Annotated in this window: 12 protein-coding genes; 5 read left to right on the top strand and 7 right to left on the bottom strand. The window is 61.8% G+C overall.

The window, feature by feature from the left end; all coding sequences use genetic code 11:
- Nucleotides 1–498 precede the first annotated feature (498 nt).
- Both leuC and leuD read left to right on the top strand, forming a co-directional pair.
- Nucleotides 499–1,920 carry a 3-isopropylmalate dehydratase large subunit gene (gene leuC, locus MCB86_RS01205; protein WP_239609212.1) on the top strand — a complete coding sequence of 474 codons (1,422 nt, stop codon included), beginning with the start codon at nucleotides 499–501 and terminating at the stop codon, nucleotides 1,918–1,920.
- A 1-nt stretch (nucleotide 1,921) separates the two neighbouring features.
- The gene (gene leuD / locus MCB86_RS01210) at nucleotides 1,922–2,530 is read left to right on the top strand and encodes a 3-isopropylmalate dehydratase small subunit (protein WP_239609214.1); all 609 of its coding nucleotides are present in this window, start codon (nucleotides 1,922–1,924) and stop codon (nucleotides 2,528–2,530) included.
- Between the two features lie 112 nt (nucleotides 2,531–2,642).
- On the opposite strand, the gene MCB86_RS01215 is transcribed toward leuD, so the two are convergent.
- The 3 genes from MCB86_RS01215 to MCB86_RS01225 form a co-directional block, all read right to left on the bottom strand.
- Nucleotides 2,643–3,557 carry a LysR substrate-binding domain-containing protein gene (locus MCB86_RS01215; RefSeq protein WP_045162060.1) on the bottom strand — a complete coding sequence of 305 codons (915 nt, stop codon included), beginning with the start codon at nucleotides 3,555–3,557 and terminating at the stop codon, nucleotides 2,643–2,645.
- Nucleotides 3,558–3,676: 119 nt separating this feature from the next.
- Nucleotides 3,677–4,222, bottom strand: coding sequence for a DUF4256 domain-containing protein (locus tag MCB86_RS01220; protein WP_045161857.1), 546 nt, complete (start codon nucleotides 4,220–4,222; stop codon nucleotides 3,677–3,679).
- 165 nt (nucleotides 4,223–4,387) lie between these two features.
- A complete protein-coding gene (locus MCB86_RS01225) occupies nucleotides 4,388–5,305 on the bottom strand; it encodes a LysR family transcriptional regulator (protein ID WP_239609216.1) in 918 nt (305 codons plus the stop codon).
- A gap of 107 nt (nucleotides 5,306–5,412) precedes the next feature.
- Between MCB86_RS01225 and MCB86_RS01230 the strand changes: the two genes are divergently transcribed.
- A complete protein-coding gene (locus MCB86_RS01230) occupies nucleotides 5,413–6,402 on the top strand; it encodes a zinc-dependent alcohol dehydrogenase family protein (protein WP_239609217.1) in 990 nt (329 codons plus the stop codon).
- 168 nt (nucleotides 6,403–6,570) lie between these two features.
- Here the strand turns inward: MCB86_RS01230 and MCB86_RS01235 are convergent, their stop codons facing one another.
- Entirely contained in the window at nucleotides 6,571–7,371 is an 801-nt protein-coding gene (locus MCB86_RS01235) for an IclR family transcriptional regulator (protein WP_045161860.1), read from the bottom strand.
- 116 nt (nucleotides 7,372–7,487) lie between these two features.
- On the opposite strand from MCB86_RS01235, the gene hmgA reads away from it, so the two are divergent.
- Both hmgA and fahA read left to right on the top strand, forming a co-directional pair.
- Nucleotides 7,488–8,792, top strand: coding sequence for a homogentisate 1,2-dioxygenase (gene hmgA, locus MCB86_RS01240; protein ID WP_239609219.1), 1,305 nt, complete (start codon nucleotides 7,488–7,490; stop codon nucleotides 8,790–8,792).
- 16 nt (nucleotides 8,793–8,808) lie between these two features.
- Nucleotides 8,809–10,131 (top strand): fumarylacetoacetase, encoded by a 1,323-nt coding sequence (gene fahA / locus MCB86_RS01245; protein ID WP_239609221.1) that lies wholly within the window; start codon nucleotides 8,809–8,811, stop codon nucleotides 10,129–10,131.
- A 60-nt stretch (nucleotides 10,132–10,191) separates the two neighbouring features.
- Here fahA and MCB86_RS01250 read toward each other — a convergent pair whose 3' ends face one another.
- The 3 genes from MCB86_RS01250 to MCB86_RS01260 are packed head-to-tail and all read right to left on the bottom strand — an operon-like array spanning nucleotide 10,192 to nucleotide 13,420.
- A complete protein-coding gene (locus MCB86_RS01250) occupies nucleotides 10,192–11,253 on the bottom strand; it encodes a hypothetical protein (RefSeq protein WP_239609223.1) in 1,062 nt (353 codons plus the stop codon).
- Nucleotides 11,254–11,255: 2 nt separating this feature from the next.
- Nucleotides 11,256–11,504, bottom strand: a complete 249-nt coding sequence (locus MCB86_RS01255) for an acyl carrier protein (RefSeq protein WP_045161863.1) — start codon at nucleotides 11,502–11,504, stop codon at nucleotides 11,256–11,258.
- Nucleotides 11,501–13,420, bottom strand: coding sequence for an HAD-IIIC family phosphatase (locus MCB86_RS01260; RefSeq protein WP_239609225.1), 1,920 nt, complete (start codon nucleotides 13,418–13,420; stop codon nucleotides 11,501–11,503). Before MCB86_RS01260 ends, MCB86_RS01255 begins: the two co-directional genes overlap by 4 nt.
- Nucleotides 13,421–13,442: the final 22 nt, after the last annotated feature.

Here is a 13,442-nt window from a genome sequence, read left to right on the forward strand (position 1 = left end):
GAATGAAACAGCCTCGAATTTGTGAGCCATTCACGGCTCGACCGGAGGTGATTCATGAGTATAGATCCGCTCGACAGACCCCATGACCGGCAGCCCGTGCCGGGGCAGGACCAGAACCCCAGTCATTCCCCTGAGCCTGATTTCATCACGGATAATCCAGACGTCCAGCCAGGTTCTGGTAATGGCACAAGGCCCACCGATCAGCCGGGAAAAGCGCCAGAGTTCGACCCGAATGAGCCGGGTCTGGGTAATCCGCTCCCTTAATCCGTTCCAGAACAGAAAACGAGCCCAGCCTTTGAGCTGGGCTTTGTTTTGCCGGAACGTTCGTGAGCCGTTCAACCATTCAGTATGGAATGATTATTCACGAATCATGAATTCAAGAAACTCAGATACGATATTGAGTTACGAATTGCATTCAATGATCTTGCCGAGCAGGCCTAGCCGTAGGCGCCGTGATGTCTTCGGACACTCGCATAACAAGCTCAAGCGAGAACAGCCATGAATCGCCCCAGGACTCTTTACGAAAAGCACATCGATTCCCATACGGTCTGCAATCTCGACGACCAAGGCCATGTATTGCTCTACATCGACCGCCAAGTCGCCAACGAATACACCAGCCCTCAGGCCTTCAGCGGCCTGCGGCATGCCAACCGCAAGGTTTGGCGCCCGGCAGCCACGTTGGCAGTCGTCGATCATGTCAACCCAACGAGCCCGGACCGTATCGCCACGATGCCCGATCCAGGCGGTGCGCGGCAGGTTTCCTACTTCGGGGAGAACTGTCGCGACTTCGGTATCGAGCTGTTCGATGTGCTGGACAAGCGACAGGGCATCGAACACGTCGTCGCCCCTGAACAGGGCTTCATCCTGCCCGGCATGGTGGTCGCAGCAGGGGACAGCCACACCACCACCTATGGCGCGCTGGGTGCATTTGGCTTTGGCATCGGCACGTCCGAAATCGAACACCTGCTGGCAACCCAGACGCTGGTCTACAAGCGCCTGAAAACCATGCGCGTGCACGTGCGGGGCGAGCTCGGTAACGGCCTGACGTCCAAGGACATCATCATGGCGCTGATCCGCCGCATCGGTGCGGCTGGCGCGACCGGATACGCGATCGAATTTGCCGGACCCACGATCGAAGCCTTGAGTGTCGAAGCTCGGATGACGATCTGCAACATGGCGGTCGAAGCGGGTGCGCGTGGCGCCTTCATGGCGCCGGACGAAAAGGTCTACGCCTATCTCGCGGACAAACCCCGTGCACCAGAAGGCGCGCTCTGGGAACAGGCCGTGGCGCGCTGGCGTGAGCTTTACAGCGACCCGGGCGCTGAATTCGACGCCGACATCGATCTGGATGTCGGCACGCTGGAGCCCATGGTCACCTGGGGTACGAGTCCCGATCAGGCGGCTGCAATCAGTGACCGGGTTCCGGACCCGCTGAATGAGCCCGATGCCGTCCGCCGTCAGGATATTCAGCGCGCCCTGCGTTACATGGGGCTCGAACCGGGAGAGTGCTTGTCGGATATCGAGATCAGCCACGCCTTCATCGGTTCTTGTACCAACGCGCGGATCGAGGATCTTCGCGATGCGGCGCGTGTCGTGCGTGGCCGCAAAGTGGCGGCTCACGTACGGGCCATGGTCGTTCCTGGCTCCACCCAGGTACGTGCCCAAGCCGAAGCCGAAGGGCTTGCCAAAATCTTTCTTGATGCGGGTTTCGAATGGCGCCAGTCAGGTTGCTCGATGTGCCTGGCGATGAATGACGATGTGCTGTCTCCCGGTGATCGCTGTGCGTCCAGTACCAACCGGAATTTCGAGGGCCGTCAGGGGGCAGGAGCGCGTACGCATTTGATGAGCCCTGCGATGGTCGCTGCCGCTGCGGTGTCGGGCCGTTTGACCGATGTTCGTTCGTTGTCCGAGGAGGCTTGAGATGGAACCCTTCGTTACCATTAGCGGCACGGCTGCCCCCATGTTGGCGGCCAATGTCGACACCGATGTGATCATGCCCAAGCAGTTCCTCAAGGGTATTGACCGCAACGGTCTCGATCGCGGCGTGTTCTTCGATCTGCGCTGGCTGCCGAACGGTGAGCCGAACCCGGACTTCGTGCTCAATCAGCGGCCCTGGAACGAGGCCAGTTTTCTGGTCGTCGGGCCCAATTTCGGTTGTGGCTCGAGCCGCGAACATGCGGTCTGGGGGCTCAAGCAGCTCGGCATCCGCGCATTGATCGGAACCAGCTTCGCTGGGATCTTCTTCGATAACTGTCAGCGCAATGGCCTGTTGCTGATCCAGCTGAGCGATGCGGAACTGCGTGAGGTCGGGCAACTGGTCACCCGGCCTGAGTTCGCGACGATTCGCATCGACCTCGGCGAACAGAAGATAGTGCTTCAGGAAGGACGGTCGATCGAGTTCGCCATCGACGCGTTGCGCAAAGAAGCCCTCTTGCTCGGGCTGGACGCCATTGGCAGCACCTTGCAGCGCACCGATCAGATCAAGGCGTTCGAGATCCGGCACCTGCAGGCCAACCCCTGGCTCGCCTGATTAATGCCCTGGTCCGGCCCTGGCTTCGGCCCGGCTTGGCCCAGGGCGAACCAGCCCCAGCGGGGCCTGTGAGACGTCATTCGCGTCGGCGCGTCGCACAGTACTGTGCGGATTACAGTGAAATCGCGCGGAAGTGTTCTTCTAAAAATTCCACACAGACCCTTAGCTTGGCCGAGTTGGACAGACGCGTCGGGTAGACTGCCCAGACGTTCGCGCTCTGGCTGTAGTCCGGTAGCACCTGTACCAACTCGCCAGTTTCCAGCAGCGGCCTCACGTCCCATAACGAGCGCAGCAAAATCCCTCTACCGTGCAGCGCCCATTGCAGCACGATTTCTCCGTTGTTCGAGGACAGCGGGCCGCTGATGCGAACGCTATGCTGCTTGCCGGCACGATCCAGCGCCCAGACGCCAAATGCGTTGTTACGCTCTTTCAATACCAGACAATCGTGGCGTTGGAGGTCGTCGAGGCTTTGCGGCGTGCCGCGCCGAGCGAGGTATTCGGGTGTGGCGCAGAGAATCCGTTTGTTGGTCACCAGGCGTTTGCTGATGTGCTGCCCCGGCAGGTCGTCGCCGACGCGAATCTCAAGGTCGAACCCTTCGCCGACCAGGTCAACGACGCGGTCGAACACCTCCAGGCGGATCTCCAATTCAGGATAGCTCTCCGCCAATAAGGAAATGGCTGGCGCGACGTGGTTACGGCCGAATCCGAACGAGCTGCTGATGTGCAGCAATCCCCTCGGGGTCTGCCGTGCTTGCGAGAGTTCGTCGAACAGGTCGTCCAAATCACCCAGGATGCGCACGGCCCAGCGTTGAGCGCGTTCGCCATCCTCAGTCAAAGCGATACGGCGAGTGGTGCGGTGCAGCAGCCGCGCTTTCAGTGCGCTTTCCAGAATTTGGACGCGCTTGCTGATATAGGCGGGGGATACCCCAAGCTCATCCGCAGCCCCGGCAAAGCTCTGTTTGCGAATTACCGTGAGGAAAACCCGCAGGTCTTCCGGTAATGGCAATTGATCACGAAGTGTGTTCACGGCGCCATGTTCCACCTATTTGTTTCACGTTTGGTGAATATAACATGGTGACAGCTGGGCTTATCAGACGAGTCCGCTCCCCTAAATCCACACACCAAACATCCAAGCTGGCCGCCTGCTCAGACCACCAACGTGCCGCGGAACCCCCTCGCGGCGTAATAAGATTGCGCGCCGTTGTGATAAACGAAAACACAGTCATAGCGACGGTCACAAAAGAGCGCACCCCCAAGCTTTCTGATGGCAGAGGGTGTTTGCACCCAGCTGGAGGTCTTGGCATCGAAGCAGCCTAGTTTCTGCAGGTCCCGATACTGGGCTTCCGTCAGAATCTCGATGCCCAGGTCGGCAGCCATCTCGGTAGCACAGTTGGCCGGCTTGTTCTCCTTTCTTGAGTCCAGGGCCGCCCGGTCATAACAGAGGCTTCTACGGCCAGCGGGACTTTCGGCAGAACAGTCGACGAAGATGATCTCGCCCGTGTCCGTATCGCGAGCTATCACGTCTGGCTCGCCGCCAGTGCTCTCCATGTTCTGCAGCGCTTGCAGTTTTTCCGGCGAAGCCTCCAGCCTGGTACACACCTGAGGCCATTCAATACCTTCATGCCGGCACATGTTCGCCTCGAAGCGAACCTTCAGCGTGCCAATTAGCGCCTCTCGCTGCTTTGCATTCATGTCCGCAACCTCCCTGACGTGTCATCTCGAATACGATCGTTCAGCGCAGAACCCATCCGAGCCGTGCGACTGATGAAATGACTGGCAGATTAGCAGGTGCTCGTAGCGGTCTTGTTCCGTCTGTTTTGCCCGAGGCATGACGGACCGACCGATGTGTCTGCAGATTCATTCGACGTCGCGGATGAGTGGGGCACTGCCTGGCAGCTGTGCGGCCAATGCATCGACGGCGAGACGCACTCTCAACGGTAGCCGTGGGGTTTGCAGCCAGAGCGCGTACACATCGTAGAGATGGCCTGGCTGCTGGGGAAACACCTGCACCAGTGTGTTGGCAAGGATGCGTTCATGTACCAGCCAGTAGGGAAGCCAGGCCAGGCCGATGCCAGTGGTTGCTGCGTCAGCTATCGCGTCGAGGTCGTCCAGGCATAGGCGGTAACGGGGCAGAATTTCCAGAGGTGCTTGACCATCGTGGGGAAATAGCCAGGGCGCCACCGGGCCTGAGCGTCGATAGGCGATGGCTTGATGCTCGCTTAGGTCCTCGATCCGCTGTGGCTTGCCATGTTCCAGGAGATAGCCGGGGGCGGCGCAGACCACCATGGTTTGCCTTGCAACGCGTCGCGCCACCAGGTTGGTGTTATCCGCCGGGACGCCGGTGCGGATCGCAAGGTCGAAGCCGTCTTCGGCCAGGTCCGAGAGCCGATCGTTGAAAGAGATATCGAGTTCGAGGGCGGGGTATTGCCGGGCCAGTTCCAGCAGAACCGGCGCGACGCAGTGTCTACCGAAGTGTACAGGCACCGTGACTCTCAGCTTCCCCCTTGGCTCGGCCATATGGTCAGCGGCGAGCGCCTCGGACAGTTCCACTTCCGCGAGGATCGCCCGACAGCGTTCGTAGTAGGCATTGCCGATACCCGTCAGGCTTTGGCGCCGCGTGGTCCGGGAAATCAGCCGCACGCCGAGGCGCTCTTCGAGCGCGCGAATGTGCTTGCCCACCATAGGCCCGGAAAGGTCCAGAGCGTTGCCTGCGGCAGCGAAAGACCCGAGTTCGACGACCCTGACGAATACCGCCATGCTGGTGAGTCGGTCCATTGGAAACTCCTGGTTTCGAGTGTTTTATCTTATCCGTCGTTTATCACGCACCTCCGGGCTTGGGATAGTTTATTGCATCCATTTGGTTTCTATTTTGGAGGCAGGAAATGACGCGAGCAGTGCGGTTTCACGAACATGGCGGCCCCGAAGTCCTATGCATCGAGCAGGTGGATATACCGAAGCCGGGACGGGGAGAAGTCCGGATACGCGTGAAGGCGTTGGGAATCAATCGGGCGGAAACGCTGTTGCGCGAGGGGCGTTATATCGAGCAAGCCATCTTCCCCTCGGGGCTTGGACTGGAGGCGGCGGGCATCGTCGAGAGTGTGGGTGAAGAGGTGGAAGGGCTGGAGCCAGGGGACGCGGTCAGTGTAGTGCCGCCGCAGTCCATGGTCCGTTGGCCCGCATATGGCGAGCTGGCGCTGTTTCCTGCCGAACTGATCGTCAAGCATCCGCCTGTTCTTGCCTGGGAGGAGGCTGCGGCGATCTGGATGCAGTACCTCACCGCTTACGGCGCGCTGGTGGACATCGCCGAGCTCGGCAAGGATGACTTCGTGGTGGTGACGGCAGCCTCCAGCAGCGTCGGCCTGGCGGCTATCCAGATCGCCAATCTGGTGGGCGCAACGCCAATCGCCGTCACTCGCACATCAGCCAAACGATCCGCTTTGAGTGCGGCCGGTGCCCGCCATGTGATTGCGATGGCAGAGGAGGATCTTGCTGTCCGTCTCAAGGAAATCACAGGCCCAAGGGGTGCACGGGTAGTGCTGGACCCTATTGGCGGCCCGCTGTTCGAGCCGTTGACCGAAGCGATGGCGCAAGGCGGTATTCTCCTCGAACACGGTGGGCTCAGCCCGGAGCCAACACCGTTCCCGCTATTCACGGTGCTCAGCAAGTCGCTCACTCTGCGTGGTTACCTCGTGCACGAGATCACCACTGACCGCGCACGTCTCCAGGCGGCCAAGACCTTTATTCTCAACGGTCTGGAGTCAGGGGTGCTGCGTCCGGTGATCGCGAAGGTGTTTCCCTTCGAGCAGATAGCTGAAGCGCATCGCTTCGTTGAATCGAACGAGCAGTTTGGCAAGGTCGTGGTTACGCTATAGGTGCCAGGGCGGTGCGGGCTATGGGTGGTGGCGAGCAAGGTGTGGTGCAGATGTCGCTTCACTGCTCGCCCCGTCATCTGCTTTGGTGGGAAGCTGCCGCCAAGCTCCACGCGCTATGTTTCTGCGACGTGCCCTGGTGCCTGGTATCCGGTGGTTCGTTCCCGCGGTTCATTCATCCGCCGATGGAGTGAACGAACCCGCTCCCATCCGGGCACTGATTTTCCTAGCCGCGCCCAGCAAGCGCTGCGCCGCTTCGCCATCCACCTCTGCCATGAAGCCTGGCTCGGCGCCGACTATCGTGATGACGCCCGCCAACCGCTGATTGCCGCTGAACAGCGGCGCGGACAGTGCGTTGACGCCTGCCATCAGCAGGCCGTGCACGGGTTGGATGTGGGTGCGTTGCAGTTCGCTCATGGTGGCGAACAGGGCGGTGGAGGAAGGGGCGGACGGGAGCTTCATTTCTTCCTCGCGCAACTCGGCCGTTTCCGCATTCGGCATGAAGGCGTTGAACACCAAACCGGTGGACGAACCCAGCAGCGGCAGCACCGAGCCCACCTGCGTCACCAGCGTGACGGCCCGGACCGCCTGCTCGACATGCACGACGGCCGGCCCGCGGTTGCCCCAGACGGCGAGAAAGCAGGTTTCGTTGAGCTCGTCGCGCAGTTGCGCCAGATGCGGCGTGGCCAGTTTGACCACGTCCAGCCGGCCCAGCGCGGCCAGCCCGACGAATAAGGCAGCGCGGCCCAAGCCGTAGTGATTGGTCAGCGGATCCTGCTCGGCGAAGCCGCTGGCCATCAGCGCCTGCAGATAACGATGGACCTTGCTGGCGGGCATGCCGACGTGTTCGGCCAGGCGCGACAGTGACGTGGCAGGAGCCAGTTCGGCCAATGCAGTGAGGATGTCCGTGCCCACCTCGGCGGCCTGTACTTTCTGTCGGCGAGGCGCCGTATCCGCGTTGCTGTCTGCCATGAGTTCAGCTGTCCTGTGTCTGCGGCCACTTTTCTGAAGGCGCTGTTTATAGCTTGACGCCTCGGTGAGTTCAAATTACTTTTTGCGTAAACGCATTACGCTAAAGAGATACGGCTATGCAACGACAACAACAATCTGGTGAAACTGCTCGATATCTGTCCGGCTTCGGCAATGAATTCAGTAGCGAGGCCTTGCCGGGCGCGCTGCCGGTCGGCCAGAACTCCCCGCAGAAGGTGCCGTACGGCCTCTACACCGAGTTGCTCTCCGGCACGGCCTTCACCGTGCCCCGCAGCGAAGCGCGTCGGACCTGGCTGTATCGAATCCGTCCTTCGGCCAACCATGGCCAGTATCAGCGTCTGGATCGTCAGCTCGGCAGCGAGCTGGGACCGGTCACACCCAATCGGCTGCGCTGGAACCCCGAGCCATTCCCTGAGACCGCGACGGATTTCCTCGATGGTCTGATGTGTGTGGCGGCCAATTTCGAGCCCGACCAGCCGGCGGGAGCGAGCATCTATCGTTACGCGGCGAACGTGTCGATGGAGCGAGTCTTCTTCAATGCTGATGGCGAACTGTTGCTGGTGCCGCAGCAAGGTGCGCTGAAGCTGGTCACCGAACTGGGCGTGCTCGAGGTGGGCCCGCTTGAGATCGCGGTAGTCCCGCGCGGCATGCGCTTTCGCGTCGAGTTGCTGGACACGACTGCCCGCGGCTACGTGTGCGAGAACCATGGCTGTGCCTTGCGTCTGCCGGATCTGGGGCCGATCGGCAGCAACGGCCTGGCCAATCCGCGTGACTTCCTGGCGCCCGTTGCGCAATTCGAAGAGCGCGACGAACCCGTTCAGCTGGTGCAGAAATTCCTCGGCGAACTCTGGGCCACCGAGCTCGGGCACTCGCCGCTGGACGTGGTCGCCTGGCATGGCAACAACGTGCCCTACAAGTACGATCTGCGCCGGTTCAACACGATCGGCACTGTCAGCTTCGACCACCCGGATCCCTCGATCTTCACCGTACTGACCTCGCCCAGCGCCATCCACGGCATGGCCAACATCGACTTCGTGATCTTCCCGCCACGCTGGATGGTGGCGGAAAACACCTTTCGACCGCCGTGGTTCCACCGCAACCTGATGAACGAATTCATGGGCCTGATCGATGGCGCCTACGATGCCAAGGCCGACGGTTTCTCGCCCGGTGGTGCTTCGCTGCACAACTGCATGAGCGCCCACGGCCCGGATCACGTGTCGACTGAACAGGCGATCAACGCCGAACTCAAACCGCACAAGATCGAGAACACCATGGCCTTCATGTTCGAAACCGGCCAGGTGCTTCGCCCCACGCGCCAGGCGTTGGAAAGCCCGCAACTGCAGGACGATTACGACAGCTGCTGGGCTGGCCTGGCCAAGACTTTCGACAAGAAACAGAAATAACAGGACTGCACAGACCATGACCGAACAAAACATAACCGCGGAAAAGGGACTACGCAGTTGGGTCGAATCGGCTAATGGCCATTCGGATTTTTCCCTCGCCAACCTGCCGCTGGGGGTCTTCAGCCGGAACGGCGGGCTACCGCGCGGCGGCGTTGCGATCGGCGACTGCATTCTCGACCTGGCCGCAGCTTGCGATGCAGGCCTGTTCGAAGGGCGCGCCGCCGAAGCGGCGAAGGCCGCCAGCGCCAGCAGCCTCAACACCTTCTTCGCGCTGGGGGCGTCGGCTCGCAAAGCGTTGCGCGAGGCGTTGCAAGGCTTGCTCGCCGAGACCTGCGAGCACCGTGATCGTCTGCGCGCCATGGGCGAAACCCTGCTGCAGCCGATGAGCCAATGTCAGATGCATCTCCCGGCCAAGGTGGGCGACTACACCGACTTCTATGTGGGCATCCACCACGCCAACAACGTCGGCAAGTTGTTCCGCCCGGATAATCCCTTGTTGCCGAACTACAAATACGTACCCATCGGCTATCACGGTCGTGCATCGACCATCGATGTGTCCGGCGCCACGGTCAAGCGGCCCAATGGCCAGACGCTGCCGCCTGGCGCCAGCGAGCCGAATTTCGGCCCCAGCAAGCGCCTGGATCACGAGCTGGAATTGGGAATCTGGATCGGGGAAGGCAATGCCCGAGGCGAGGCGATTTCGATCAGCGAAGCGGGTGCTCACGTGGCAGGTTACTGTTTGCTCAACGACTGGTCGGCGCGCGATCTGCAGGCCTGGGAATATCAACCGTTGGGGCCGTTCCTGTCCAAGAGTTTCGCCACCAGCGTCTCGCCCTGGGTGGTAACGCCCGAGGCCCTGGAACCGTTCCGCTGCGCGCAGCCGGCGCGTCCCGAAGGCGATCCTCAGCCGCTGCCGTATCTGTATGACGAAAAGGATCAGCGGCAGGGCGCTCTGGACATCGAGCTGGAGGTGCTGCTGCAGACCCAGGCCATGCGCGACAAGGATCTGCCGGCGCAGCGCATCACCCTGAGTAGCACGCGCAACATGTATTGGACCGTGGCTCAGATGATCGCCCACCACAGCGTCAACGGCTGCAGCCTGCAGCCGGGCGATCTGTTCGGCTCCGGCACGTTGTCCGGTGAGACCACCGATAGCTGCGGGAGCCTGCTGGAGATCACCCAGGGCGGCAAACAGTCGCTGGAACTGGCGAGCGGCGAAACCCGTACCTTCCTCGAAGACGGCGATGAGATCATCTTCAGGGCGCGCTGCCAGCGCGAGGGGTATGGCGCAATCGGGTTCGGCGAATGCCGCGGTCGGGTGCTACCCGCTTCGCGCTGAAGCGGTTCTCATGAAGCCCGGTTGCCGGTCCGGCAACCGGGCTTTTTTCGCGCCGATTTATCAGGGCACCCGGGCGGTTTCCATCGATGGTGCCGGGCCGGTCGCTGCGTTGCGCATCTGCTCGGCGAGCGCGGCGGTGAATTCTTGGGCCGCCGACCAGCGCAAATGAACAGCATCGACGAACGAGGTTACCGGTGTTTTCCAATCCTTGTCGGCGTTCCAGTAGGTAGCACCGGTGGCACTGATAGAGTTCAGGACGCGCCTGTCGAAGTCGGCCAGAAAAGTGCCGTCCGGGTCGTATTTCTCTTTCCATTCCGGATGCAGCGGGGTTGAAACGACCATCAGCCGCCGACCTTCCTGCTGCAGGCGTGTGCCCATGTCCCTTAGCGCCTTGAAGCAGCTGCGATCCAGCGGCTCCGGACGGCCATATAACAACTCGCGAGTGTTGGGGGTATCCAGCGGGCCATCGCCGAACCGGTTGAATACCAGCGGATCCCACTCGATCTGTCCGGCTCGTTGGGCCTTCACCGTCAGTGCGTTGCGTACCAGTGACTTCGGTGAGAAATAGCGCAGGTAGTGGCTCCAGGGAGATGCTTTTTCATAGACGTAGGGATCGACGTGCTCGCGGTTGAACACGGCAGTCGGCACGCGCCAGCAGCCAGCGAAATCCTGTGGGTCAGCGATCATTACGACGCTGCGGATGCTGGGCTCGCGATCGAGCAACCAATTGCCCACGTACGTGGACTGATTGGCGAAAAGACCGCAGAACGCGCCGTTCATGGGGCGGATTTCCGGCATCGTCTGCACCAGCACATTACCGTCGACGTGACGCCAGGCCACAGACGAACCGATTATCAGAAGGTTCGGTGACTGAATCGGGTTGTCGCGCATGAAGCTGAGCTTCTCGTCCGCACAGGAGATGTTCGAGAAGGCCGGCGGCGGCAGATTGCCGGTTCGGTCCAGCACCAGCAGCGTTAGACAGAACAGGGCCAACGCACCGAACAAGCCGGCGAACAAGGACAGTAGATACCGCGAACGCACCTGGCCCGGCGCGCTGGCCGTGCTTGCTTTTCCGCTTTCGATGGTGCTTCCGTCCTTGGGAAATTCAGCGGTATGGGCCATGGCTATTTTCCTTCGAGTTTGGCGCTGATGACCTGGGCGAAGTGGCCTACGTTGCGCAGCGATTCCAGCTCGGCGGTCCGAAACTTGATGCCGAAGCGCTGTTCGGCCGCAACGGTGAGCATGACGTGGGTCTGGCTGTCCCAGCCCTCGATGTCGTTGGCGGTCATGTCCGGTGAGAGCACGATGCTGTCGTCGTCGAATACGTCATGAAAAACCGGGGTGAGCGCCTTGAGTACTTCTGCTTCGGTCATGCTGATACCTCGATGAAATGATGGGGAGTGCGGATAGAGTCGAGTGCGAAGCGCCAGAAGGTCGCGTCGCTCGTCGCATCGGCAGGTGTTGGATGCTGGGCGAATCCGAGCCGCGGATAGTGTTCGGCGACCATTCCGTTGCGCTCGGTCGGGCGATACTCGCCAATCAGCGCGCGATAGCCGGCTGCGACGGCCGCGCGAGCGAGCACCTCGAGCACCGCGTCTTCGACCTGTCGACCGAGCACCCGGCAGCTCATCAGCCAGCTGTCGATCAGAAGTTCATCCGCCCCAACACTGGCATCAGGGCGCGCCAGCACCACGCTGATCAAGCCGTTGTCGCCGAATTTATCGGCCAGCCGGATCGCCAGCGTCACCGAGCGTGGATCGCCGGCGATACGCTCGACTTCTGCCTCGCTGTAGCGGCGGGTGGTGAGGTTGAACTGGTTGGTTTTGTTTATTAGCTGAGTGCTGCGGGCGAGCTCGGCAGTGCCGATCGGGGTGGCGGTCAGCACCATTTCCAGCCCGCGCAGGTAGCCTTCCATGTCGGTCGCCTGGCTCATCGCTGCCTTGCGCTCGGCGTTCAGTGCATAGTTGCGCCCGCGGGTGGCATCGTCCGAGGTGAAGGAGACCGCCTCGAAGTAGCCGGCCGCCGCCACGCGGGCAGGATAGTCGGCTACATCGTCCGGCAGCTCGGGCACCGCGACCTCCGGCAGCTCACGCCGCACGATGTCGCGCTCGGCCGGGTTGTCGTCGACGAAGACGAGGCTGTCCAGGCCGATGTCCAGCATCGAGGCGATGCGCCGCAGGTTGCCGGCCTTGTCTTCCCAGTTCGCCACGAACGCTGCGATGTCGCTGCGCTTGAGTGCCATCTCCGAGTGGTTGAAGGCTGCTTCGGCCACACTCAGGTCGTTCTTGCTGCACACCGCAAGGATGATGCCGCGCCGGGCCAGCAGGGCCGCATAGCGTTGGAACGCCAGATAGGCCTCGCCGCTGGGCGAGCCCTGGCCGAGATGGATGCCGTCGACGCCGTCGTCGCCGATCACGCCGCCCCACAGCGTGTTGTCCAGATCCAGCACCAGGCATTTGCGCGACAGGCCGACGCTCGCCGCGGCGATGCGAGCCAACTGGTCGCCATACAGCGGCGCGAGGTTGGGGCTGACCAGTTGCTTGGCCTGGTGCCAGCGCAGCGGTTCGGCCAAGCCATCACCATAGCCGCCACGTGCCGCTTCCCAGGCAAGGTCCATCAGCAGCACGCCGTCTTTGCGGGCCGCGGCGCGGATGGCTGCATTCAAGCACTCGATCACGGCACCGGGCGAGGCCGGCACCAGGGCCTCGAACGAGCCGAAGAGCGGCGGGTCGGCGGGTACGATGGTTTGTTGCACCACCTGCGCGGCGTAACGCTCGCGGGCGCGGCGCCAAAGAAGGCGCAACTCGTCGACACGCTCGGTCACCGCCGCCTCGACCTCTTCCTGCGAGGCATCCAGGGGCAGCCGCAGCGGCGCGTCGCGGGCATCGAGCGCCAGCACGATCAACTGCGGAGCAAAGCGGGCCAGTTCAGCGTCTTCCATGAGCAACGCCTGACGGTACATGCCATACGGCGCAACCTTTACCGAGATCGCCAGGCGCCGCTGTAGGCCGGCGACCCGGATGGCCGGAACGAGGTGGTCCACCGTATGTGATGACAGCAGCGCGATCCGCAGGGAGCGCAATCCCGCTGTGGGCGTTTCGCTGTTGGCTATGGCATGCAGCCCTTCGCTTGCCAGCCGGTCCAGGCGAATCGTTTGGGTGAAGTCGCGACGATAGCCCGCCAGCCGGATGGCTTCGACGAGCCGTGCGAGCGGATCGGTAGCGCGCTTGGCCTCGCCGATGGCGGCGCTGAGGTCAGTATGCTGCGGTAGCCAGAGAAGCTGATCCATTAGCCATTCACTCCTTTGAATA

Source organism: Pseudomonas sp. KSR10 (genome assembly GCF_022355455.1).
Classification (GTDB): domain Bacteria; phylum Pseudomonadota; class Gammaproteobacteria; order Pseudomonadales; family Pseudomonadaceae; genus Stutzerimonas; species Stutzerimonas stutzeri_E.

Bases quoted from the DNA above. Each gene is read 5' to 3' on its own strand.
- leuC (WP_239609212.1), top strand. From the start codon at position 499: ATGAATCGCCCCAGGACTCTTTACGAAAAGCACATCGATTCCCATACG.
- MCB86_RS01260 (WP_239609225.1), bottom strand. From the start codon at position 13,420: ATGGATCAGCTTCTCTGGCTACCGCAGCATACTGACCTCAGCGCCGCC.
- MCB86_RS01220 (WP_045161857.1), bottom strand. From the start codon at position 4,222: ATGAATGCAAAGCAGCGAGAGGCGCTAATTGGCACGCTGAAGGTTCGC.
- MCB86_RS01255 (WP_045161863.1), bottom strand. From the start codon at position 11,504: ATGACCGAAGCAGAAGTACTCAAGGCGCTCACCCCGGTTTTTCATGAC.
- MCB86_RS01230 (WP_239609217.1), top strand. From the start codon at position 5,413: ATGACGCGAGCAGTGCGGTTTCACGAACATGGCGGCCCCGAAGTCCTA.
- fahA (WP_239609221.1), top strand. From the start codon at position 8,809: ATGACCGAACAAAACATAACCGCGGAAAAGGGACTACGCAGTTGGGTC.
- hmgA (WP_239609219.1), top strand. From the start codon at position 7,488: ATGCAACGACAACAACAATCTGGTGAAACTGCTCGATATCTGTCCGGC.
- leuD (WP_239609214.1), top strand. From the start codon at position 1,922: ATGGAACCCTTCGTTACCATTAGCGGCACGGCTGCCCCCATGTTGGCG.
- MCB86_RS01225 (WP_239609216.1), bottom strand. From the start codon at position 5,305: ATGGACCGACTCACCAGCATGGCGGTATTCGTCAGGGTCGTCGAACTC.
- MCB86_RS01235 (WP_045161860.1), bottom strand. From the start codon at position 7,371: ATGGCAGACAGCAACGCGGATACGGCGCCTCGCCGACAGAAAGTACAG.
- MCB86_RS01250 (WP_239609223.1), bottom strand. From the start codon at position 11,253: ATGGCCCATACCGCTGAATTTCCCAAGGACGGAAGCACCATCGAAAGC.